This window comes from Staphylococcus sp. T93 (genome assembly GCF_016743875.1).
Taxonomy (GTDB): Bacteria; Bacillota; Bacilli; order Staphylococcales; family Staphylococcaceae; genus Staphylococcus; species Staphylococcus aureus.
In genome coordinates this window covers 1,208,181-1,233,539 of record NZ_CP068247.1, presented here as the reverse complement: position 1 = coordinate 1,233,539, position 25,359 = coordinate 1,208,181, and the positions used below count along the sequence as shown (strand labels likewise).

The window sequence follows — 25,359 nt, the reverse complement described above, 5'->3', positions numbered from 1 at the left end:
AAGGTGCGAAATTAGGAGTGTTACATATGAATACCTTTCAAATGAGAGATAAATTAAAGGAACGTTTAAGCCATTTAGACGTTGATTTTAAATTTAATCGTGAAGAAGAAACTTTGCGTATTTATCGAACAGATAATAACAAAGGTATCACGATTAAACTTAACGCTATAGTCGCAAAATATGAAGATAAAAAAGAAAAAATTGTAGATGAAATTGTTTATTACGTTGATGAAGCTATTGCACAAATGGCAGATAAAACCCTTGAGAGTATATCATCTAGTCAAATTATGCCTGTCATTAGAGCGACTAGCTTTGATAAAAAAACTAAACAAGGTGTTCCTTTTATCTATGATGAGCATACTGCAGAAACAGCAGTTTATTATGCAGTCGATTTAGGGAAATCATATCGTCTAATTGACGAAAGCATGTTAGAGGATTTGAAGTTAACTGAACAACAAATAAGAGAAATGTCTCTGTTTAATGTTAGAAAATTGTCAAATTCATATACGACTGATGAAGTAAAAGGTAATATTTTTTATTTTATTAACTCAAATGACGGGTATGATGCAAGTAGGATACTAAATACTGCATTTTTAAATGAAATTGAGGCACAATGTCAAGGCGAAATGCTCGTAGCAGTGCCACACCAAGATGTGTTAATTATTGCAGATATACGCAATAAAACAGGATATGATGTGATGGCACATTTAACAATGGAATTTTTCACTAAAGGTCTAGTTCCAATTACATCATTATCCTTTGGATATAAACAGGGTCATCTTGAACCGATATTTATTTTAGGTAAAAATAATAAACAAAAAAGAGATCCAAACGTGATTCAGCGTTTAGAAGCAAATCGTCGTAAATTTAATAAAGATAAATAGAAATAATTGGATAAGGAGTTTTGTCATAATGAATTTATTTTACAATCCTAAATATGTAGGAGATGTCGCATTTTTACAAATTGAACCAGTTGAAGGTGAATTAAACTACAATAAAAAAGGTAATGTTGTTGAAATTACTAATGAAGGTAATGTTGTAGGTTATAATATTTTTGAAATTTCAAAAGATATAACAATTGAAGAAAAAGGTCATATTAAATTAACTGATGAACTTGTAAATGTATTCCAAAAGCGTATTTCAGAAGCTGGTTTTGATTATAAATTAAATGCTGATCTATCACCGAAATTTGTAGTTGGCTACGTTGAAACTAAAGACAAACATCCTGATGCAGATAAATTAAGTGTACTAAATGTAAACGTTGGAAATGACACATTACAAATTGTATGTGGCGCGCCTAACGTTGAAGCTGGACAGAAAGTTGTTGTTGCTAAAGTAGGTGCAGTGATGCCTAGCGGTATGGTAATTAAAGATGCTGAATTACGTGGTGTTGCCTCAAGCGGTATGATTTGTTCAATGAAAGAATTGAATTTACCTAATGCACCTGAAGAAAAAGGTATTATGGTATTAAATGACAGCTATGAAATTGGACAAGCATTTTTTGAATAATTAAGGAAGGTAGTGAAAATATGAGCTGGTTTGATAAATTATTCGGCGAAGATAATGATTCAAATGATGACTTGATTCATAGAAAGAAAAAAAGACGTCAAGAATCACAAAATATAGATAACGATCATGACTCATTACTGCCTCAAAATAATGATATTTATAGTCGTCCGAGGGGAAAATTCCGTTTTCCTATGAGCGTAGCTTATGAAAATGAAAATGTTGAACAATCTGCAGATACTATTTCAGATGAAAAAGAACAATACCATCGAGACTATCGCAAACAAAGCCACGATTCTCGTTCACAAAAACGACATCGCCGTAGAAGAAATCAAACAACTGAAGAACAAAATTATAGTGAACAACGTGGGAATTCTAAAATATCACAGCAAAGTATAAAATATAAAGATCATTCACATTACCATACGAATAAGCCAGGTACATATGTTTCTGCAATTAATGGTATTGAGAAGGAAACGCACAAGCCAAAAACACATAATATGTATTCTAATAATACAAATCATCGTGCTAAAGATTCAACTCCAGATTATCACAAAGAAAGTTTCAAGACTTCAGAGGTACCGTCAGCTATTTTTGGCACAATGAAACCTAAAAAGTTAGAAAATGGTCGTATCCCTGTAAGTAAACCTTCAGAAAAAGTTGAGTCAGATAAACAAAAATATGATAAATATGTAGCTAAGACGCAAACGTCTCAAAATAAACAATTAGAACAAGAAAAACAAAATGATAGTGTTGTCAAACAAGGAACTGCATCTAAATCATCTGATGAAAATGTATCATCAACAACAAAATCAATGCCTAATTATTCAAAAGTTGATAATACTATCAAAATTGAAAATATTTATGCTTCACAAATTGTTGAAGAAATTAGACGTGAACGAGAACGTAAAGTGCTTCAAAAGCGTCGATTTAAAAAAGCGTTGCAACAAAAGCGTGAAGAACATAAAAACGAAGAGCAAGATGCAATACAACGTGCAATTGATGAAATGTATGCTAAACAAGCGGAACGCTATGTTGGTGATAGTTCATTAAATGATGATAGTGACTTAACAGATAATAGTACAGATGCTAGTCAGCTTCATACAAATGGCATAGAGAATGAAACTGTATCAAATGATGAAAATAAACAAGCGTCAATACAAAATGAAGACACTAATGACACTCATGTAGATGAAAGTCCATACAATTATGAGGAAGTTAGTTTGAATCAAGTATCGACAACAAAACAATTGTCAGATGATGAAGTTACGGTTTCGAATGTAACGTCTCAACATCAATCAGCACTACAACATAACGTTGAAGTAAATGATAAAGATGAACTAAAAAATCAATCCAGATTAATTGCTGATTCAGAAGAAGATGGAGCAACGAATAAAGAAGAATATTCAGGAAGTCAAATCGATGATGCAGAATTTTATGAATTAAATGATACAGAAGTAGATGAGGATACTACTTCAAATATCGAAGATAATACCAATAGAAACGCGTCTGAAATGCATGTAGACGCTCCTAAAACGCAAGAGTACGCAGTAACTGAATCTCAAGTAAATAATATCGATAAAACGGTTGATAATGAAATTGAATTAGCACCGCGTCATAAAAAAGATGACCAAACAAACTTAAGTGTCAACTCATTGAAAACGAATGATGTGAATGATAATCATGTTGTGGAAGATTCAAGCATGAATGAAATAGAAAAGAATAACGCAGAAATTACAGAAAATGTGCAAAACGAAGCAGCTGAAAGTGAACAAAATGTCGAAGAGAAAACTATTGAAAACGTAAATCCAAAGAAACAGACTGAAAAGGTTTCAACTTTAAGTAAAAGACCATTTAATGTTGTCATGACGCCATCTGATAAAAAGCGTATGATGGATCGTAAAAAGCATTCAAAAGTCAATGTGCCTGAATTAAAGCCTGTACAAAGTAAGCAAGCTGTGAGTGAAAGAATGCCTGCGAGTCAAGCCACACCATCATCAAGATCTGATTCACAAGAGTCAAATACAAATGCATATAAAACAAATAATATGACATCAAACAATGTTGAGAACAATCAACTTATTGGTCATGCAGAAACAGAAAATGATTATCAAAATGCACAACAATATTCAGAGCAGAAACCTTCTGTTGATTCAACTCAAACGGAAATATTTGAAGAAAGTCAAGATGATAATCAATTGGAAAATGAGCAAGTTGATCAATCAACTTCGTCTTCAGTTTCAGAAGTAAGCGACATAACTGAAGAAAGCGAAGAAACAACACATCCAAACAATACTAGTGGACAACAAGATAATGATGATCAACAAAAAGATTTACAGTCATCATTTTCAAATAAAAATGAAGATACAGCTAATGAAAATAGACCTCGGACGAACCAACAAGATGTTGCAACAAATCAAGCTGTACAAACATCTAAGCCGATGATTCGTAAAGGCCCAAATATTAAATTGCCAAGTGTTTCATTACTAGAAGAACCACAAGTTATTGAGTCGGACGAGGACTGGATTACAGATAAAAAGAAAGAACTGAATGACGCATTATTTTACTTTAATGTACCTGCAGAAGTACAAGATGTAACTGAAGGTCCAAGTGTTACAAGATTTGAATTATCAGTTGAAAAAGGTGTTAAAGTTTCAAGAATTACGGCATTACAAGATGACATTAAAATGGCATTGGCAGCGAAAGATATTCGTATAGAAGCGCCTATTCCAGGAACTAGTCGTGTTGGTATTGAAGTTCCGAACCAAAATCCAACGACAGTCAACTTACGTTCTATTATTGAATCTCCAAGTTTTAAAAATGCTGAATCTAAATTAACAGTTGCGATGGGGTATAGAATTAATAATGAACCATTACTTATGGATATTGCTAAAACGCCACACGCACTAATTGCAGGTGCAACTGGATCAGGGAAATCAGTTTGTATCAATAGTATTTTGATGTCTTTACTATATAAAAATCATCCTGAGGAATTAAGATTATTACTTATCGATCCAAAAATGGTTGAATTAGCTCCTTATAATGGTTTGCCACATTTAGTTGCACCGGTAATTACAGATGTCAAAGCAGCTACACAGAGTTTAAAATGGGCCGTAGAAGAAATGGAACGACGTTATAAGTTATTTGCACATTACCATGTACGTAATATAACAGCATTTAACAAAAAAGCACCATATGATGAAAGAATGCCAAAAATTGTCATTGTAATTGATGAGTTGGCTGATTTAATGATGATGGCTCCGCAAGAAGTTGAACAGTCTATTGCTAGAATTGCTCAAAAAGCGAGAGCATGTGGTATTCATATGTTAGTAGCTACGCAAAGACCATCTGTCAATGTAATTACAGGTTTAATTAAAGCCAACATACCAACAAGAATTGCATTTATGGTATCATCAAGTGTAGATTCGAGAACGATATTAGACAGTGGTGGAGCAGAACGCTTGTTAGGATATGGCGATATGTTATATCTTGGTAGCGGTATGAATAAACCGATTAGAGTTCAAGGTACATTTGTTTCTGATGACGAAATTGATGATGTTGTTGATTTTATCAAACAACAAAGAGAACCGGACTATCTATTTGAAGAAAAAGAATTGTTGAAAAAAACACAAACACAATCACAAGATGAATTATTTGATGATGTTTGTGCATTTATGGTTAATGAAGGACATATTTCAACATCATTAATCCAAAGACATTTCCAAATTGGCTATAATAGAGCAGCAAGAATTATCGATCAATTAGAGCAACTCGGTTATGTTTCGAGTGCTAATGGTTCAAAACCAAGGGATGTTTATGTTACGGAAGCAGATTTAAATAAAGAATAATTATGAGTAAGGAGTTTTATATAATGACACACTATCATTTTGTCGGAATTAAAGGTTCTGGCATGAGTTCATTAGCACAAATCATGCATGATTTAGGACATGAAGTTCAAGGATCGGATATTGAGAACTACGTATTTACAGAAGTTGCTCTTAGAAATAAGGGGATAAAAATATTACCATTTGATGCTAATAACATAAAAGAAGATATGGTAGTTATACAAGGTAATGCATTCGCGAGTAGCCATGAAGAAATAGTACGTGCACATCAATTGAAATTAGATGTTGTAAGTTATAATGATTTTTTAGGACAGATTATTGATCAATATACTTCAGTAGCTGTAACTGGTGCACATGGTAAAACTTCTACAACAGGTTTATTATCACATGTTATGAATGGTGATAAAAAGACTTCATTTTTAATTGGTGATGGCACAGGTATGGGATTGCCTGAAAGTGATTATTTCGCTTTTGAGGCATGTGAATATAGACGTCACTTTTTAAGTTATAAACCTGATTACGCAATTATGACAAATATTGATTTCGATCATCCTGATTATTTTAAAGATATTAATGATGTTTTTGATGCATTCCAAGAAATGGCACATAATGTTAAAAAAGGTATTATTGCTTGGGGTGATGATGAACATCTACGTAAAATTGAAGCAGATGTTCCAATTTATTATTATGGATTTAAAGATTCGGATGACATTTATGCTCAAAATATTCAAATTACGGATAAAGGTACTGCTTTTGATGTGTATGTGGATGGTGAGTTTTATGATCACTTCCTGTCTCCACAATATGGTGACCATACAGTTTTAAATGCATTAGCTGTAATTGCGATTAGTTATTTAGAGAAGCTAGATGTTACAAATATTAAAGAAGCATTAGAAACGTTTGGTGGTGTTAAACGTCGTTTCAATGAAACTACAATTGCAAATCAAGTTATTGTAGATGATTATGCACACCATCCAAGAGAAATTAGTGCTACAATTGAAACAGCACGAAAGAAATATCCACATAAAGAAGTTGTTGCAGTATTTCAACCACACACTTTCTCTAGAACACAGGCATTTTTAAATGAATTTGCAGAAAGTTTAAGTAAAGCAGATCGTGTATTCTTATGTGAAATTTTTGGATCAATTAGAGAAAATACTGGCGCATTAACGATACAAGATTTAATTGATAAAATTGAAGGTGCATCGTTAATTAATGAAGATTCTATTAATGTATTAGAACAATTTGATAATGCTGTTATTTTATTTATGGGTGCAGGTGATATTCAAAAATTACAAAATGCATATTTAGATAAATTAGGCATGAAAAATGCGTTTTAATATGTTTATAATAGAGTAGTATGGGTATTTATTATTAATGACATTATTACATGTTAATTAGGAGGCGTTTTTAATGGATTGGATTTTACCAATTGCTGGAATTATCGCTGCGATTGCATTCTTAATTTTATGTATCGGTATCGTAGCTGTATTAAATTCTGTTAAGAAAAACTTAGATTATGTTGCAAAAACACTTGACGGTGTAGAAGGTCAAGTTCAAGGTATTACTCGTGAAACAACAGATTTACTTCATAAAGTAAACCGTTTAACTGAGGATATCCAAGGTAAAGTAGATCGTTTAAACTCAGTTGTAGATGCTGTTAAAGGTATCGGTGACTCAGTACAAACGTTAAACAGCTCTGTAGATCGTGTAACAAATTCAATTACACATAATATTTCTCAAAATGAAGATAAAATCTCACAAGTTGTTCAATGGTCAAATGTTGCAATGGAAATTGCAGACAAATGGCAAAATAGACACTACCGTCGTGGAAGTGCAAATTACAAAGCTAATAATGTAGCAACTGATGCAAATCATAGCTATACTTCTAGAGTAGATAAATAATTAATAATTAAACAAATGCACTTAAATGAGGTTGTTACTTATTTAAGTGCATTTGTTATAGGAGGATATACAAATGACGCAGCAACAAAATGATAAAAGAACATTAAAAAATAAACACACTTATCAAAATGAACCACTACCAAACCGTAAAGATTTTGTTGTTAGTTTTATAACTGGCGCGCTTGTTGGTTCAGCTTTAGGTTTGTATTTTAAAAATAAAGTTTATCAAAAAGCAGATGATTTAAAAGTCAAAGAACAAGAACTGTCGCAAAAGTTTGAAGAAAGAAAAACGCAACTTGAAGAAACGGTTGCCTATACAAAAGAACGTGTTGAAGGATTTTTAAACAAATCTAAAAATGAGCAAGCGGCATTAAAGGCACAACAAGCAGCGATAAAAGAAGAAGCAAGTGCAAATAATTTAAGTGATACATCACAAGAAGCACAAGAGATTCAAGAAGCTAAAAGAGAAGCACAAGCAGAAGCGGATAAAAGTGTGGCTGTATCAAATAAAGAATCAAAAGCAGTGGCATTGAAAGCACAACAAGCAGCGATAAAAGAAGAAGCAAGTGCAAATAATTTGAGTGATACATCACAAGAGGCACAAGAGATTCAAGAAGCTAAAAAAGAAGCACAAGCAGAAACAGATAAAAGTGCAGCTGTATCAAATGAAGAACCAAAAGCAGTGGCATTGAAAGCACAACAAGCAGCGATAAAAGAAGAAGCAAGTGCAAATAATTTAAGTGATACATCACAAGAGGCACAAGAGGTTCAAGAAGCTAAAAAAGAAGCACAAGCAGAAACAGATAAAAGTGCAGCTGTATCAAATGAAGAACCAAAAGCAGTGGCATTGAAAGCACAACAAGCAGCGATAAAAGAAGAAGCAAGTGCAAATAATTTAAGTGATATATCACAAGAGGCACAAGAGGTTCAAGAAGCTAAAAAAGAAGCACAAGCAGAGAAAGACAGTGACACATTAACTAAAGATGCAAGTGCAGCAAAGGTAGAAGTATCAAAACCAGAGTCACAAGCTGAAAGATTAGCAAACGCTGCAAAACAGAAGCAAGCTAAATTAACACCAGGTTCAAAAGAGAGTCAATTAACTGAAGCGTTATTTGCAGAAAAACCAGTTGCTAAAAATGACTTGAAAGAAATTCCTCAATTAGTTACTAAAAAGAATGATGTATCAGAGACAGAGACGGTTAATATAGATAATAAAGACACTGTTAAACAAAAAGAAGCTAAATTTGAAAATGGTGTTATTACACGTAAAGCTGATGAAAAAACAACTAATAATACAGCTGTTGACAAGAAATCAGGTAAACAATCTAAAAAAACAACACCTTCAAATAAACGAAATGCATCAAAAGCATCTACAAATAAAACTTCAGGTCAGAAAAAGCAACATAATAAGAAATCATCACAAGGTGCAAAGAAACAAAGTAGTTCAAGTAAGTCAACTCAAAAGAATAATCAAACTAGTAATAAGAATTCAAAAACAACAAATGCTAAATCATCCAATGCATCAAAAACGCCAAATGCTAAAGTTGAGAAAGCTAAAAGTAAAATAGAGAAACGTACATTCAATGACTAAGATTACTAAAATCGTTGAATAATCAATCATAGCAGTAAGCTATGTAATATATTTTTAAAAATTGAATTTCAAAATAAAAGGTAGGCATTCAGGTGCTTACCTTTTTTGATATCATCAGTTTATTTTGAAAGGCAATGCGATCATTTCATGTATTTATGTTGTTTGAAACATCGTTAGATAACAATAGTGATATTGCACATTTTAAGCTGAAGATGGAAAAATATTCGATAATCAAATAAACAATGAATTTTAGAAGGTACAATGACGTTCACTAATTTAAATATAGCTGAATGTGTTGGTGAGTGATGTTCACTATAGATTTATATTAATATACAAAGACAAAGGTTGTTAATTTTTATTAAGCGTTAGGTTGAATGTATGAGAATTTTAGATTTATAATAGAAGATAGAAACGAAAATTTTTCTTAAAAGCAGTAATGTTGACTCAAAATAAGCTATAATAATGACACTTATTTAATTGATTAACATTTGCTAATAAATATCAATATAGAATATAACTTTCCAATAATGACTGAGAAAATCGAAATGTCAGTCTCGAATCATATAATTAGAAAATTGATTATTTTCTGTCAATTTAGGGTTGAACTATACATATGATATTGTTAGAATATTTTTTAACATTATATTTTATTGCTTTAAAGTGGAATATACTTGAAATAATTAGTAGAGGTGAGTAAGGATGAGTAATAAATTAGAATCATACAGAAGTGAGATTGTATCACTGAATCATCAAATTTTAGACTTATTATCTAAACGTGGTGAACTAGCACAAAAAATTGGGGAAGAAAAATTAAAACAAGGTACACGTATTTATGATCCACAACGTGAAAAAGAAATGCTTAACGACTTAATCGATAGTAACAAAGGACCATTCAACGATAATACTATTAAGCAATTATTTAAAGAAATTTTCAAAGCCTCTACAGATTTACAAAAATCTGAAAATGAAAAACATTTATATGTATCACGTAAGTTGAAACCTGAAGATACGATTGTAACATTTGATAATGGGGGCATTATAGGAGACGGCAATAAATCATTTGTATTTGGGCCATGTTCAGTTGAATCATTTGAACAAGTTGAAGCTGTTGCTAAAAACTTACATGCTAAAGGTGAAAAATTTATTCGTGGCGGTGCATTTAAACCACGTACATCACCATATGATTTCCAAGGCCTAGGTGTTGAAGGACTTAAAATACTTAAACAGATTAAAGATAAATATGATTTAAATGTTGTCAGCGAAATCGTAAATCCAAATGATTTTGAAGTGGCTGATGAGTATTTAGACGTATTCCAAATTGGTGCACGTAATATGCAAAACTTCGAGTTATTAAAAGAAGCTGGCCGTACGAAAAAGCCTATTCTATTAAAACGTGGTTTATCTGCTACAATCGAAGAGTTTGTTTATGCAGCTGAATACATTGCTTCACAAGGTAATCAAAACATTATTTTATGTGAACGTGGAATCCGAACTTATGAAAAGGCGACACGTAACACTTTAGATATTTCAGCAGTACCAATTTTAAAACAAGGTACACACTTACCAGTCATGGTAGATGTTACGCATAGTACAGGTCGTAAAGATATCATGTTACCAACTGCGAAAGCAGCATTAGCAGTTGGTGCTGATGGAGTTATGGCTGAGGTGCATCCAGATCCATCTGTTGCACTTAGTGATGCGGGTCAACAAATGGATTTAGATGAATTCCAAGCATTTTATGATGAATTAAAGCCTTTAGCTGATTTATATAACGCTAAAAAGTTAAAATAATATTCCAAGGAAACTATAGACTACTTAACTAATATGTCATGTTGAAGTAGAATATTATCTTTGAATCGACAATTTTAAACTTACAGCCATTCTAAGAGTATATTACTTTTAGAGTGGCTATTATTTTTTGTATAGAAATAAAGGTATACTGCACTTAACGATTGTTATAATACTTCGACACTTGTTCAATTTCACAATTATTAAAGATTATGACTGATAGCAGTAATTAAAATTATAACTATGAATTATCTGTAAAATATAATAGATTCACACATTTGTTGCTGAAATGTGAACATTTTTCAACAAATGCAATTGATATTTGAAAAGGCTTTCTCAAAACATTACAATTAAAAATGAAAAAAGTTTATATAAAATTAAAATATATCGTTCGTTATCATTTAGCGTTTGTTTTTATTTCAAGCTTTTCGCTAAATTTTTCCAAACAAAAATATGTTACTGTAAATTAAAATATGGTAAACTATGAAAATGAAATGAAAACATGTTATTATAATGAATAAAACGTTTACAAGGAGGAAATTATGACAGTTACTATATATGATGTAGCAAGAGAAGCGCGTGTCTCTATGGCCACAGTGTCGCGTGTTGTTAATGGGAACCAAAATGTTAAAGCAGAAACTAAAAATAAAGTTAACGAAGTCATTAAGCGTTTGAATTATCGTCCAAATGCTGTTGCTAGAGGTTTAGCTAGTAAAAAGACAACAACAGTAGGTGTGATCATTCCAGATATATCTAATATCTATTATTCACAACTTGCTCGTGGACTTGAAGATATTGCAACAATGTATAAATATCACTCAATTATTTCAAATTCAGATAACGATCCTGAAAAGGAAAAAGAAATTTTTAATAACTTATTAAGTAAACAGGTTGATGGTATTATTTTCCTTGGTGGTACAATTACTGAAGAAATGAAAGAATTGATAAATCAATCATCTGTACCTGTAGTAGTATCAGGAACAAATGGTAAGGATGCACATATAGCATCAGTTAATATTGATTTTACTGAAGCTGCGAAAGAAATTACGGGAGAATTAATTGAAAAAGGCGCTAAATCATTTGCTTTAGTAGGTGGAGAACATTCTAAAAAAGCTCAAGAAGATGTTTTAGAAGGTTTAACTGAAGTGTTAAATAAAAATGGCCTTCAATTAGGTGATACATTGAATTGTTCTGGTGCTGAAAGTTATAAAGAAGGCGTAAAAGCTTTTGCCAAAATGAAAGGCAATTTGCCAGATGCCATTTTATGTATCAGCGACGAAGAAGCAATTGGTATTATGCATAGTGCAATGGATGCTGGTATTAAAGTTCCAGAGGAATTACAAATTATTAGTTTCAATAATACACGATTAGTTGAGATGGTTAGACCACAACTTTCTAGTGTTATTCAACCATTATATGATATCGGTGCAGTAGGGATGCGCTTATTAACAAAATATATGAACGATGAAAAGATAGAAGAACCAAATGTAGTTTTACCTCACAGAATTGAATACCGAGGAACTACAAAATAAATTCACAAAATTAGGCATTCATCTAACGACCCAAATTATATGGGTGTTGGAAGAATGCCTTTTATTTATCTTTTAAAATCGTTGCAGATTAGGTTACTTATTGACGAGTAGATTCGTACCAACTCGCTATATGTAAAGCTAATTTTTTATTTTTTTCACTAATTTCTTTTGTGCGGGGGACATAGGTATAATCATTTAAACGATCTTCCCATCTTTTAGGTAATAATTCAGATGAATAATGTTTCCATTTATTAATCCATTCTAACGGTAAATAACCACTTTGAATTGGTTGATCAATTAAACTTAAGAATACATGACTCCATGCACGTGGTACGACTCTCCAAATATTGTAGCCTCCGCCACCAAACATAATTACCTTTCCATTCGTATAAGAATCAGCTAAATATTTTACAAAATATGGAATTTCATATAATGAATGTAACGTACAATTTAGATGAGTTAGTGGATCACGATAATGTATATCGACACCATTTACGCTTAGAATAATATCAGGTTTAAAACTCTTTACGACAGGCTCAACTGTTAATTTAAAACACTCCAAAAATGATGCATCTTCTGTATACGGTTCAAGTGGGACATTTACAGTGTGTCCATAGCCGATATCTTCACCGCGCTCAGTATAGTGACCAGAGCCTGGGAAAAGAAATTTTCCGGTTTCATGGATAGAATAAGTAGTAACATGGTTATCGGCATAGAAACTCCATTGTGTACCATCTCCATGATGTGCATCGGTATCTATGATTAAAACGCGTTGATTGTATTCTTTAGCTAAGTATTGTGCGGTAATTGCAATATCATTGTATATACAAAAACCACTTGCTCGACCAGGTTGAGCGTGATGCAAACCACCACCTAAGTGACAACCATTTAATACTTTGCCTGACATAATAAGATCTGCTAAAGTTAAAGCGCCTCCAACAATTGTGGCACTATGGCGGTGCATATGCTTAAATTGACCATTCTCTTCATCATTTAATCCATATTTCTTAGCCTCATCTTCACTGATAATGCCATGTGAAGCATGCTTAATAGCTTCGACGTAATCATATTTATGAATTAACATTAATTCGTCATCTGTTGCAATTCTAGGTTGTACTATTTGTTCTGGAGACAATAAATTTGCATTCAAAAGTAGCTCTGTTGTTAATTTTAAACGCATTTGATTGAAGGGATGTTGGTCATGAAATCGATATTGTAATAACTTATCTGAATAAACATATGCAGTTTTTGATGAATGTTGTTGCATATAATCCCTCCGATATTCCAAAAATTAAAAGAAAAACCGATTCATATAACGAATATCATCAAACGCTTGTTGCTGTTCTAATGTAATGTTTTTGCCAATTCTTGCCATTAAACAATTAGCTGGATGACTTGTTATTTCTGGATCATCTGTAGCGAATATTTCAAGTCCACCAGTTGCCATTAACCGCTGCATTAATTTTTTATAGTCAAATACATCTAACTTTGAATTTTTTAAATCCCAATGCCAGTAATATTCTGTAGTTATAACGATATAATTCTCGAATTCTGGTGTAGAAAGGCTAAGTTGTATCAGCTTTTCTGCAAGTTGTAATTGCCTAAAATTGATGCTGACTTCAATTGCCCCCAATTCGATTAAATATGGAAGCTTACCTGTAGACCAGCGCTCAATTTCATCAGGATAGTGGAAAGTGACATAACCCACAATGAGTTGATCTTGGCGAGCAACATAAATTCTACCTTCTGGTAATGTTGTAATTTCTAACAAAGCTTTATACTGATCTTCAGCATCTCTAAATGCGGTTAAATGCGCATCGAAAGTAAGCGCTTTCAAATCTTCGTGTGTTAAAGGACCTTCAATAACAAATTGCTTGTCATGAATGTAATAATCTTCGGATTGATACGTCTTTAAATGATTCATATTTTCAACTCCTCAATCGACGTCGTGATTGTATTAAATTCATTATATAGAAAATTTACAATAATTAATACTAGAAAAAGGATAAAAGTAAAAATTTTGAATAATTAGAAATGTTATGTATAATATTGAGAAAGAAAGCGTTTTCACATAACAAAGGGGGAGTTTCAAATGAAAGTCGAAGTTTATAAAGGAGCGCAAGGTAAACATAACCTTAAAGATTATGAAGAAACATATAATACTTTTGATTGGAAAGACGTAGAACAAGCATTTTCTTGGAGTGAAACTGGAAAAATGAACATGGCATATGAATGCATAGATCGCCATGTAGATCAAGGATTAGGGGATAAAATAGCGTTAAATTACAAAGATGAGCACAGAAAAGAATCGTATACTTATAAAGATATGCAACGGTTATCTAATAAAGCAGCGAATGTTTTGTCTGAACATGCAGAAGTTGACAAAGGTGACAGAGTATTTATATTTATGTCGCGTACACCTGAACTATATTTTGCGTTGTTAGGTGTTTTAAAAATTGGTGCAATTGTTGGGCCGTTATTTGAAGCATTTATGGAAAAGGCAGTTGCGGATAGATTAGAGAACAGTGAAGCTAAAGTGTTAATTACTAATAAGGCATTGTTACCTCGAGTACCTGTAGATAAATTACCAAACTTGAAAAAAATTGTTGTCGTAGATGAGGATGTAGAAGACAATTACATAGACTTCATTAGTTTGATGGAAACTGCTAGCGATGAATTTGACATTGAATGGTTAAAGTCGGATGATGGTTTGATTTTACATTATACATCAGGTTCTACTGGGCAACCTAAAGGTGTATTGCATGTTCAACAAGCAATGTTAGTGCACTATATTTCTGGAAAATATGTATTAGATTTACAAGAAGATGATGTTTATTGGTGTACAGCAGATCCAGGTTGGGTTACAGGAACATCTTATGGTATTTTTGCACCATGGTTAAATGGCGCTACAAATTGTATAGCTGGTGGTCGCTTTTCGCCAGAACAGTGGTATAGTATGATTGAAGATTTTAAAGTGACGATTTGGTATACGGCACCAACAGCTTTAAGAATGTTAATGAGTGCTGGTGACGATATTGTTGAGAAATATGACTTGTCATCGTTACGTTCGATTCTATCAGTAGGTGAGCCTTTAAATCCTGAAGTTATAAAATGGGCGAAAAAAGTATACGGTTTAACGGTGTTAGATACTTGGTGGATGACAGAAACAGGTGGACATATGATTGTTAACTATCCAACGATGGACGTCAAGCTTGGCTCAATGGGCAAACCATTACCTGGTATTCAAGCTGCAATTATCGATGATGCAGGGAATGAATTACCACCAAATCGAATGGGCAACCTTGCTATAAAAAAAGGCTGGCCATCAATGATGTATCGTATCTGGAAGAATCCAGAAAAATATAAATCATATTTTATTGGAGACTGGTATGTATCTGGTGATTCGGCATATAAAGATGAAGATGGTTACTTCTGGTTCCAAGGACGTGTTGATGATGTAATTATGACAGCTGGTGAACGAGTTGGACCATTTGAGGTTGAGTCTAAATTGGTTGAACACGAAGCAGTTGCCGAAGCAGGAATTATTGGTAAACCTGATCCGGTTCGCGGTGAAATAATTAAGGCGTTTGTTGCACTGAGAAAAGGATATGAACCAACAGACGAATTAAAAGAAGAAATTCGTATATTTGTTAAAGAAGGTTTGTCGGCACATGCAGCACCACGTGAAATCGAATTTAAAGATAAATTACCTAAAACACGGTCAGGTAAAATTATGAGACGTGTATTAAAAGCTTGGGAATTAAATTTAGATGCTGGGGATTTAAGTACAATGGAATAATGACATGAATGTTATTGAAGATTTTTTTCGAAGAATAAAGGGTGACAACATATTTCATGTCAATGTTTAAATAATCGTTTACTTTACGATAAGCAATATAAAGAACTGTTAACTTGTGTCATATCATTTCGTAGAAAGCATTTGAAAATGATGACATAACAATAATGGCATATCTTTATATTGCTTTTTATTTTTAATATGATCTTTGGAAGATGATTATTTTAAATAATAGAAAAATATAGTTATCAATAGTATCAAGCGCTAAAAGTTGTATAATACAAAACTTTAATAAGTGAATTTATTGCAAAAATGAAAGCGCTAACCCGATTTAGTCGACAAGTTTTTAACAGTTCGTTATTATATGAATGTAAGTAAAAATTTCTTAGCTACAACTTACATATTATAAATGCATAAATTAAACAAAAAGGGGCGAAAAAAGTTGACTCATTTATCAGATTTAGATATTGCGAATCAATCAACACTACAACCAATTAAGGATATTGCTGCATCAGTAGGTATTTCAGAGGATGCATTAGAACCTTATGGTCATTACAAAGCTAAAATCGACATTAATAAAATTACGCCAAGAGAAAACAAAGGGAAAGTTGTTTTAGTAACTGCGATGAGCCCAACACCAGCTGGTGAAGGTAAATCAACGGTTACAGTTGGTTTAGCTGATGCATTCCATGAGTTAAATAAAAACGTTATGGTTGCATTAAGAGAGCCTGCTTTAGGACCAACATTTGGTATCAAAGGTGGTGCGACTGGTGGTGGTTATGCGCAAGTCTTACCTATGGAAGATATCAACTTACATTTCAACGGAGATTTCCATGCGATTACAACTGCAAATAATGCATTGTCTGCGTTTATCGATAATCATATTCACCAAGGTAACGAATTAGGAATCGATCAAAGACGTATTGAGTGGAAACGTGTATTAGATATGAATGATCGTGCACTTAGACATGTAAACGTTGGGTTAGGTGGACCTACAAATGGTGTACCACGTGAAGATGGCTTTAATATTACAGTAGCGTCTGAAATTATGGCGATTTTATGTTTAAGTAGAAGTATTAAAGACTTAAAAGATAAAATTAGTCGTATTACTATTGGTTACACTAGAGATCGCAAGCCAGTTACAGTTGCAGATTTAAAAGTGGAAGGTGCACTTGCAATGATTTTAAAAGATGCAATAAAACCAAACTTAGTACAATCAATTGAAGGGACACCTGCATTAGTTCATGGTGGACCATTTGCGAATATCGCACACGGTTGTAACTCAATTTTAGCAACTGAAACAGCACGTGATTTAGCTGATATCGTTGTAACGGAAGCTGGATTTGGTTCAGACTTAGGCGCTGAAAAATTCATGGACATTAAAGCGCGTGAAGCAGGATTTGATCCGGCAGCTGTCGTTGTTGTTGCGACAATTCGTGCGTTAAAAATGCATGGTGGTGTAGCGAAAGATAATTTAAAAGAAGAAAATGTAGAAGCAGTAAAAGCAGGAATTGTTAATTTAGAGCGTCATGTTAATAATATTAAAAAATTCGGTGTAGAACCGGTTGTTGCAATTAATGCATTTATACATGATACCGATGCAGAAGTAGAATATGTAAAATCTTGGGCTAAAGAAAATAACGTACGAATTGCCTTAACTGAAGTTTGGGAAAAAGGTGGTAAAGGTGGCGTTGACTTAGCAAATGAAGTATTAGAAGTCATTGATCAACCTAATTCATTTAAACCTTTATATGAATTAGAATTACCATTAGAGCAAAAGATTGAAAAGATTGTGACTGAAATCTATGGCGGTTCAAAAGTAACGTTTAGCAGTAAAGCGCAAAAACAATTAAAACAATTTAAAGAAAATGGTTGGGATAATTACCCAGTATGTATGGCGAAAACACAATATTCATTCTCAGATGATCAAACGTTGTTAGGTGCACCATCAGGATTTGAAATTACAATTCGTGAATTAGAAGCGAAAACAGGTGCAGGATTTATCGTAGCGTTGACAGGTGCAATCATGACTATGCCTGGTTTACCTAAAAAACCAGCAGCATTAAACATGGATGTTACTGATGATGGTCATGCAATTGGGTTATTCTAATAAATCATGTCAATTGTTTAATAAAGATAAGTAAATAGTTTAATAGACCGGACTGTTGGAGATGCATTATTTCAGCAGTTCGGTTTTTTGCTGTGCTAAAAATAGATTCAATTTGGCGAATCTAACGACAATGTTTGAAGGTGGTTAATTAATGTATATGAAGATAAAAAGTGGGCTTGAAGAATAGGAAAGCGATGCAATGAATATTCCATATTAAAAAAAATTAATAAAATAGGTTGCAATATTTAATTGGGATGCGCTACAATTAACACTAATAATTGATATTGATAATTATTATCAATTAAATATAATCTTATAGGAGTTGTTAACAACATGAACAAACATCACCCAAAATTAAGGTCTTTCTATTCTATTAGAAAATCAACTCTAGGCGTTGCATCGGTCATTGTCAGTACACTATTTTTAATTACTTCTCAACATCAAGCACAAGCAGCAGAAAATACAAATACTTCAGATAAAATCTCGGAAAATCAAAATAATAATGCAACTACAACTCAGCCACCTAAGGATACAAATCAAACACAACCTGCTACGCAACCAGCAAACACTGCGAAAAACTATCCTGCAGCGGATGAATCACTTAAAGATGCAATTAAAGATCCTGCATTAGAAAATAAAGAACATGATATAGGTCCAAGAGAACAAGTCAATTTCCAGTTATTAGATAAAAACAATGAAACGCAGTACTATCACTTTTTCAGCATCAAAGATCCAGCAGATGTGTATTACACTAAAAAGAAAGCAGAAGTTGAATTAGACATCAATACTGCTTCAACATGGAAGAAGTTTGAAGTCTATGAAAACAATCAAAAATTGCCAGTGAGACTTGTATCATATAGTCCTGTACCAGAAGACCATGCCTATATTCGATTCCCAGTTTCAGATGGCACACAAGAATTGAAAATTGTTTCTTCGACTCAAATTGATGATGGAGAAGAAACAAATTATGATTATACTAAATTAGTATTTGCTAAACCTATTTATAACGATCCTTCACTTGTAAAATCAGATACAAATGATGCAGTAGTAACGAATGATCAATCAAGTTCAGTCGCAAGTAATCAAACAAACACGAATACATCTAATCAAAATATATCAACGATCAACAATGCTAATAATCAACCGCAGGCAACGACCAATATGAGTCAACCTGCACAACCAAAATCGTCAACGAATGCAGATCAAGCGTCAAGCCAACCAGCTCATGAAACAAATTCTAATGGTAATACTAACGATAAAACGAATGAGTCAAGTAATCAGTCGGATGTTAATCAACAGTATCCACCAGCAGATGAATCACTACAAGATGCAATTAAAAACCCGGCTATCATCGATAAAGAACATACAGCTGATAATTGGCGACCAATTGATTTTCAAATGAAAAATGATAAAGGTGAAAGACAGTTCTATCATTATGCTAGTACTGTTGAACCAGCAACTGTCATTTTTACAAAAACAGGACCAATAATTGAATTAGGTTTAAAGACAGCTTCAACATGGAAGAAATTTGAAGTTTATGAAGGTGACAAAAAGTTACCAGTCGAATTAGTATCATATGATTCTGATAAAGATTATGCCTATATTCGTTTCCCAGTATCTAATGGTACGAGAGAAGTTAAAATTGTGTCATCTATTGAATATGGTGAGAACATCCATGAAGACTATGATTATACGCTAATGGTCTTTGCACAGCCTATTACTAATAACCCAGACGACTATGTGGATGAAGAAACATACAATTTACAAAAATTATTAGCTCCGTATCACAAAGCTAAAACGTTAGAAAGACAAGTTTATGAATTAGAAAAATTACAAGAGAAATTGCCAGAAAAATATAAGGCGGAATATAAAAAGAAATTAGATCAAACTAGAGTAGAGTTAGCTGATCAAGTTAAATCAGCAGTGACGGAATTTGAAAATGTTACACCTACAAATGATCAATTAACAGATTTACAAGAAGCGCATTTTGTTGTTTTTGAAAGTGAAGAAAATAGTGAGTCAGTTATGGACGGCTTTGTTGAACATCCATTCTATACAGCAACTTTAAATGGTCAAAAATATGTAGTGATGAAAACAAAGGATGACAGTTACTGGAAAGATTTAATTGTAGAAGGTAAACGTGTCACTACTGTTTCTAAAGATCCTAAAAATAATTCTAGAACGCTGATTTTCCCATATATACCTGACAAAGCAGTTTACAATGCGATTGTTAAAGTCGTTGTGGCAAACATTGGTTATGAAGGTCAATATCATGTCAGAATTATAAATCAGGATATCAATACAAAAGATGATGATACATCACAAAATAACACGAGTGAACCGCTAAATGTACAAACAGGACAAGAAGGTAAGGTTGCTGATACAGATGTAGCTGAAAATAGCAGCACTGCAACAAATCCTAAAGATGCGTCTGATAAAGCAGATGTGATAGAACCAGAGTCTGACGTGGTTAAAGATGCTGATAATAATATTGATAAAGATGTGCAACATGATGTTGATCATTTATCCGATATGTCGGATAATAATCACTTCGATAAATATGATTTAAAAGAAATGGATACTCAAATTGCCAAAGATACTGATAGAAATGTGGATAAAGATGCCGATAATAGCGTTGGTATGTCATCTAATGTCGATACTGATAAAGACTCTAATAAAAATAAAGACAAAGTCATACAGCTGAATCATATTGCCGATAAAAATAATCATACTGGAAAAGCAGCAAAGCTTGACGTAGTGAAACAAAATTATAATAATACAGACAAAGTTACTGACAAAAAAACAACTGAACATCTGCCGAGTGATATTCATAAAACTGTAGATAAAACAGTGAAAACAAAAGAAAAAGCCGGCACACCATCGAAAGAAAACAAACTTAGTCAATCTAAAATGCTACCAAAAACTGGAGAAACAACTTCAAGCCAATCATGGTGGGGCTTATATGCGTTATTAGGTATGTTAGCTTTATTCATTCCTAAATTCAGAAAAGAATCTAAATAATTAACTAAATATAGCATATGTATGATTAACTTTGTAGACAATGTGAAAGCAATTAATTTATAAACTATTGATTGGTTTAATGGCTTTCCTTTAGAGTAAATAAAAAGAACAGCAGTGAGAAATTTTCTAATTGAAAATAATCTTACTGCTGTTTTTAATATTTGGATTCATTGTTGTGGTTACTTTAAAAAGTGAGCATCAATTAACGCTTTTTTCGATTTAACAAATGTGATTTAATATCATATTTTAATGCGTCGTTGTATTCTTTTTCAGTGATTTGATCTTCGATTAACATACGCTTTAATACATAATGTTGTCTTTGAATACTATATTTCAAATCTTTATCCGATTTTAACGTTCCATCTTTTTCGTAGGGTGTATAGCCATATGGGCTTTGCAACAAACCGATAAGGTATGCAGATTGTGCAATTGATAAATCTTTTGGTGGAATACCAAATAGACTATATGAAGCGGATGCAATTCCGGAAATATTAGCGCCATTATAATCTCTACCGAAGGGAACTATATTTAAATATGTATATATAATTTCATCTTTTGAGAGTAGGTGTTCTAATCTAATTGCTAGGCGAAGTTCATTTGCTTTTCTACTATATGTTTTTTCGTTGGTAAGAACTTGATTTTTAACAAGTTGTTGTGTAATTGTGCTACCACCTGAACTTTGATCAGTATTAAAAATATCTTGTATCATTGCTCTTAAAATCGCCTTTGGTAAGATGCCATCATGTTTATAAAATAAAGTGTCTTCAGATGACGTTAATGCTTTAATGACATTTGGACTTGATGTTTTAGGGCCTATAATGAGTGAGTTTTGAGAATGGTTATACTCATATAATAAATTTTTGTTATTATGATCTAATAATTCATCGCCAGGTATTTGTCGAACTTTTTTTATTAAAGCATCATCTGATAATGAGTCGGACGTTTTAGTTAAATGATGAAAATATAAAGACATCGCAATCACAGCGATAGCAACGATGGCAATGAAAATCATAAATATAAAAACAATGACATGTTTGATAGCTTTATATATCTTTTCAAAATGATATATACGATGATTCAATTGATGATTGTTGTCTTGATTCGTCATCTTTAACCTCCTAAATTACGTATAGTATACCATATTTAAGCAATTTGACTTTTATTTTAACGTTAATTATAATTAGGGAAAATGCATAAAGAATAGGATAAAAGGACAAGTAATATTATTTGAAATCATCAGAGAGCTAGTGGTCGCTGTGAACTAGTGTTTTTAATAATATGAATACACCTTTATAACTAACATGTCCTACGTTTATTAATGAACGTATCATTAATAGAGTGAACATTATCTTATGATTATGTTTAAGTTTGGTGGTAACGTGCAATCGCGCCCTTACATATTTGTTGTAAGGGTTTTTTTTACGTTCAAAAAACTTTAAAGTATTTTAACAAGTATTCAATAAATAATTATAAATAGGAGGAAATAATAATGACGAATGTATTAATTGAAGATTTAAAATGGAGAGGTCTTATTTATCAACAAACTGATGAACAAGGTATTGAAGATTTATTAAATAAAGAACAAGTGACGTTATACTGCGGTGCCGATCCAACGGCAGATAGTTTACATATTGGTCACTTACTACCATTCTTAACATTAAGACGTTTTCAAGAACATGGACATCGTCCTATCGTTTTAATTGGCGGTGGTACAGGTATGATTGGTGATCCATCAGGTAAATCAGAAGAACGTGTGCTACAAACAGAAGAACAAGTAGATAAAAATATCGAAGGTATTAGTAAGCAAATGCACAATATTTTTGAATTTGGAACAGACCATGGTGCAGTGCTTGTTAATAATAGAGACTGGTTAGGACAAATCTCATTAATTAGTTTTTTACGTGACTATGGTAAACACGTCGGCGTTAATTACATGTTAGGTAAAGATTCAATCCAAAGTCGTTTAGAACATGGTATTTCATATACAGAATTCACATACACGATTTTACAAGCTATTGATTTCGGTCATTTGAATAGAGAATTGAATTGTAAGATTCAAGTAGGTGGATCAGATCAATGGGGTAATATCACAAGTGGTATTGAATTAATGCGTCGTATGTATGGTCAAACAGACGCATACGGTTTAACTATTCCGCTTGTAACTAAATCAGATGGTAAGAAATTTGGTAAGTCTGAGTCAGGTGCTGTTTGGTTAGATGCTGAAAAAACAAGTCCTTATGAATTTTATCAATTCTGGATTAATCAATCAGACGAAGATGTAATTAAATTCTTAAAATACTTTACTTTCTTAGGAAAAGAAGAAATTGATCGCTTAGAACAATCTAAAAATGAAGCACCGCATTTACGTGAAGCTCAAAAAACATTAGCTGAAGAAGTAACTAAATTTATTCATGGTGAAGATGCATTAAATGATGCAATCCGTATTTCACAAGCATTATTTAGTGGTGATTTAAAATCATTATCAGCGAAAGAATTAAAAGATGGATTTAAAGATGTGCCTCAAGTGACATTATCAAATGACACAACAAATATCGTTGAAGTCCTTATTGAAACAGGCATTTCTCCTTCTAAACGACAAGCACGTGAAGATGTTAACAATGGTGCGATTTATATTAATGGTGAGAGACAACAAGATGTTAATTATGCTTTAGCACCAGAAGATAAAATTGATGGCGAATTTACGATTATTCGTCGCGGTAAGAAAAAATACTTCATGGTTAACTATCAATAAATATAATTGCATAGCTAAATAAATTAGAGCCTACTCATATTCATTCCTAAGAATGTAATGAGTAGGCTCTTAATGTACTTTTCTGTCTGTAAATTATCTAAAGAAATCTCTATCGCCTTGGCCAGGTGATTGACGTTCTGATCGGCTTTGACGTTTTGGTTGTTCTTTTTGTTGTTTTAATTTCACTTTAACTTCTTTTGTTTTACCATCACGGATAACGGTAACAGTGACTGATTCACCAGGTTTTTTATTTTCATATAAATAGCTTCTTAAATCAACATCATCTTTAATTTTCTTGCCATCAATTTCTGTAATAATATCACCTTTTTTAAGATCAATATCACTATCAGCTTTGGCGACATAAATACCGTCTTCTCTATCAGTATGAAGTTGCTCGCGCTCTTCTTCAGGAATATCTTTCAAATTAATTAAACCAATACCAATCGAAGGGCGGTCAATTTTACCATGTTTTACAAGTTGTTCAATTGTTACTTTAACTTCATTACTTGGAATAGCAAACCCGATACCTTCAACTTGTGTCGCAGCAATTTTCATTGAGTTAATACCAACTAAATTACCATTAATATCTACTAATGCGCCACCTGAGTTACCTGGGTTAATAGCAGCATCTGTTTGAAGAACGCTAACTTTTGTATTGCCACCAGTTGTCTCAGCGTCAATCGTACGTTCGCTTGCTGAAATGATACCAGATGTTACAGAGTTAGCAAATTGTAATCCTAATGGGTTACCCATTGCGAATACGCTATCGCCAGTTTGTACTTTTGAAGAGTTGGCAAATTGAATCGCTTTAATACCTTTTGTATTTTCAATTTTAAGTACAGCAATATCAGTTACTGCATCTTTACCAACTAATTTCGCTTTAACTTGTTTTTTATTATGTAATTGGACTCTAATTTCATTTGCGCCATCAATAACATGATTGTTTGTAACGATATAAGCTGAATTGTTGTTTATTTGATAGATAACACCTGAACCTACTCCAGCTTCAGATGGTTTAGATGATTTGCCTTTTAATAAGTCGTCTACACTTGATGCTTTTTGCATGTTAATAACTCCAACAATTGTAGGGGAGACAGATTTTATCATTTCATGAACGGTACCGAATTTCTTGCTTTGACCGTCTAATTGATTGCCACCTTTATTATTTGTTGTCTGAACAGTTGAACCATCTTTATTTAAAATTGTACTATTTAATACTTTGCCTATACCAAGTACTAGAAGTGCACCAATAATTCCAGCAATCAATGCAACGATGACTGTTTTAAACCATGGAAATTTAGGTCTTCTGTATCTAGGTGTTTGGCTATGGTTTGTTGTAGAATGATCTGTATGATTAAAATCTGACATACTTAACCTCCATTATATGATTTATATATGCTTTAATTATGTCTTTTTTTTATAATTATTGCTAGTAATACACTATACAACTTTAGATGTATTTTCAGACTATCTTGTTCTAGTAAAAATATAGTGATAAAATCTAGTTGTTATA

At 32.6% G+C, this 25,359-nt stretch carries 20 protein-coding genes; 15 read left to right on the top strand and 5 right to left on the bottom strand.

What is annotated here, in order from left to right:
- Positions 1–26 precede the first annotated feature (26 nt).
- From JG553_RS05910 to ccpA, 10 genes are all read left to right on the top strand, one after another.
- On the top strand, positions 27–884 hold the full coding sequence (locus JG553_RS05910; protein WP_001091387.1) for a DUF1444 domain-containing protein: 858 nt from the start codon (positions 27–29) through the stop codon (positions 882–884).
- Positions 885–912: 28 nt separating this feature from the next.
- The gene (gene ytpR / locus JG553_RS05905; RefSeq protein WP_001048368.1) at positions 913–1,509 is read left to right on the top strand and encodes a YtpR family tRNA-binding protein; all 597 of its coding nucleotides are present in this window, start codon (positions 913–915) and stop codon (positions 1,507–1,509) included.
- Positions 1,510–1,529: 20 nt separating this feature from the next.
- Positions 1,530–5,354, top strand: a complete 3,825-nt coding sequence (locus tag JG553_RS05900) for a DNA translocase FtsK (RefSeq protein ID WP_000118293.1) — start codon at positions 1,530–1,532, stop codon at positions 5,352–5,354.
- A gap of 23 nt (positions 5,355–5,377) precedes the next feature.
- The gene (murC, locus tag JG553_RS05895; protein ID WP_000150168.1) at positions 5,378–6,691 is read left to right on the top strand and encodes a UDP-N-acetylmuramate--L-alanine ligase; all 1,314 of its coding nucleotides are present in this window, start codon (positions 5,378–5,380) and stop codon (positions 6,689–6,691) included.
- A 73-nt stretch (positions 6,692–6,764) separates the two neighbouring features.
- Positions 6,765–7,256: a DUF948 domain-containing protein gene (locus JG553_RS05890; protein WP_000383814.1), complete on the top strand. Its 492-nt coding sequence runs from the start codon at positions 6,765–6,767 to the stop codon at positions 7,254–7,256.
- 73 nt (positions 7,257–7,329) lie between these two features.
- Entirely contained in the window at positions 7,330–8,847 is a 1,518-nt protein-coding gene (locus tag JG553_RS05885; RefSeq protein WP_000193919.1) for a coiled-coil domain-containing protein, read from the top strand.
- A 134-nt stretch (positions 8,848–8,981) separates the two neighbouring features.
- On the top strand, positions 8,982–9,086 hold the full coding sequence (locus tag JG553_RS05880) for a hypothetical protein (protein WP_001791758.1): 105 nt from the start codon (positions 8,982–8,984) through the stop codon (positions 9,084–9,086).
- 460 nt (positions 9,087–9,546) lie between these two features.
- On the top strand, positions 9,547–10,638 hold the full coding sequence (locus tag JG553_RS05875; protein WP_000066378.1) for a bifunctional 3-deoxy-7-phosphoheptulonate synthase/chorismate mutase: 1,092 nt from the start codon (positions 9,547–9,549) through the stop codon (positions 10,636–10,638).
- 353 nt (positions 10,639–10,991) lie between these two features.
- Positions 10,992–11,105, top strand: coding sequence for a hypothetical protein (locus tag JG553_RS05870; RefSeq protein ID WP_001788994.1), 114 nt, complete (start codon positions 10,992–10,994; stop codon positions 11,103–11,105).
- 72 nt (positions 11,106–11,177) lie between these two features.
- The gene (gene ccpA / locus JG553_RS05865; protein WP_000219066.1) at positions 11,178–12,167 is read left to right on the top strand and encodes a catabolite control protein A; all 990 of its coding nucleotides are present in this window, start codon (positions 11,178–11,180) and stop codon (positions 12,165–12,167) included.
- Between the two features lie 97 nt (positions 12,168–12,264).
- Here the strand turns inward: ccpA and JG553_RS05860 are convergent, their stop codons facing one another.
- Both JG553_RS05860 and JG553_RS05855 read right to left on the bottom strand, forming a co-directional pair.
- Positions 12,265–13,434: an acetoin utilization protein AcuC gene (locus JG553_RS05860; protein ID WP_001184005.1), complete on the bottom strand. Its 1,170-nt coding sequence runs from the start codon at positions 13,432–13,434 to the stop codon at positions 12,265–12,267.
- 24 nt (positions 13,435–13,458) lie between these two features.
- Entirely contained in the window at positions 13,459–14,091 is a 633-nt protein-coding gene (locus JG553_RS05855) for a hypothetical protein (RefSeq protein ID WP_001015996.1), read from the bottom strand.
- Between the two features lie 168 nt (positions 14,092–14,259).
- Here JG553_RS05855 and acsA point away from each other — a divergent pair, with 168 nt between their 5' ends.
- Entirely contained in the window at positions 14,260–15,966 is a 1,707-nt protein-coding gene (gene acsA, locus JG553_RS05850) for an acetate--CoA ligase (RefSeq protein WP_000862083.1), read from the top strand.
- A 439-nt stretch (positions 15,967–16,405) separates the two neighbouring features.
- Positions 16,406–18,073: a formate--tetrahydrofolate ligase gene (locus tag JG553_RS05845; RefSeq protein ID WP_000149403.1), complete on the top strand. Its 1,668-nt coding sequence runs from the start codon at positions 16,406–16,408 to the stop codon at positions 18,071–18,073.
- Positions 18,074–18,318: 245 nt separating this feature from the next.
- Here JG553_RS05845 and JG553_RS05840 read toward each other — a convergent pair whose 3' ends face one another.
- Positions 18,319–18,408: a hypothetical protein gene (locus JG553_RS05840; protein ID WP_000927785.1), complete on the bottom strand. Its 90-nt coding sequence runs from the start codon at positions 18,406–18,408 to the stop codon at positions 18,319–18,321.
- Here JG553_RS05840 and harA point away from each other — a divergent pair.
- Together harA and JG553_RS05830 are read left to right on the top strand one after the other, a co-directional pair.
- Complete coding sequence (gene harA, locus JG553_RS05835; protein WP_001032766.1) at positions 18,407–21,094, top strand: haptoglobin-binding heme uptake protein HarA; 2,688 nt, start codon at positions 18,407–18,409, stop codon at positions 21,092–21,094. The genes JG553_RS05840 and harA overlap by 2 nt on opposite strands.
- Before the next feature lie 130 nt (positions 21,095–21,224).
- Positions 21,225–21,317, top strand: a complete 93-nt coding sequence (locus JG553_RS05830) for a hypothetical protein (RefSeq protein ID WP_001789987.1) — start codon at positions 21,225–21,227, stop codon at positions 21,315–21,317.
- On the opposite strand, the gene JG553_RS05825 is transcribed toward JG553_RS05830, so the two are convergent.
- Positions 21,297–22,202 carry a transglycosylase domain-containing protein gene (locus JG553_RS05825; RefSeq protein WP_000184370.1) on the bottom strand — a complete coding sequence of 302 codons (906 nt, stop codon included), beginning with the start codon at positions 22,200–22,202 and terminating at the stop codon, positions 21,297–21,299. The two genes, JG553_RS05830 and JG553_RS05825, sit on opposite strands and share 21 nt — an antisense overlap.
- Positions 22,203–22,583: 381 nt before the next feature.
- On the opposite strand from JG553_RS05825, the gene tyrS reads away from it, so the two are divergent.
- On the top strand, positions 22,584–23,846 hold the full coding sequence (gene tyrS, locus JG553_RS05820) for a tyrosine--tRNA ligase (protein ID WP_000186029.1): 1,263 nt from the start codon (positions 22,584–22,586) through the stop codon (positions 23,844–23,846).
- A 93-nt stretch (positions 23,847–23,939) separates the two neighbouring features.
- Here tyrS and JG553_RS05815 read toward each other — a convergent pair whose 3' ends face one another.
- Entirely contained in the window at positions 23,940–25,214 is a 1,275-nt protein-coding gene (locus tag JG553_RS05815) for a S1C family serine protease (protein WP_001279338.1), read from the bottom strand.
- Positions 25,215–25,359: the final 145 nt, after the last annotated feature.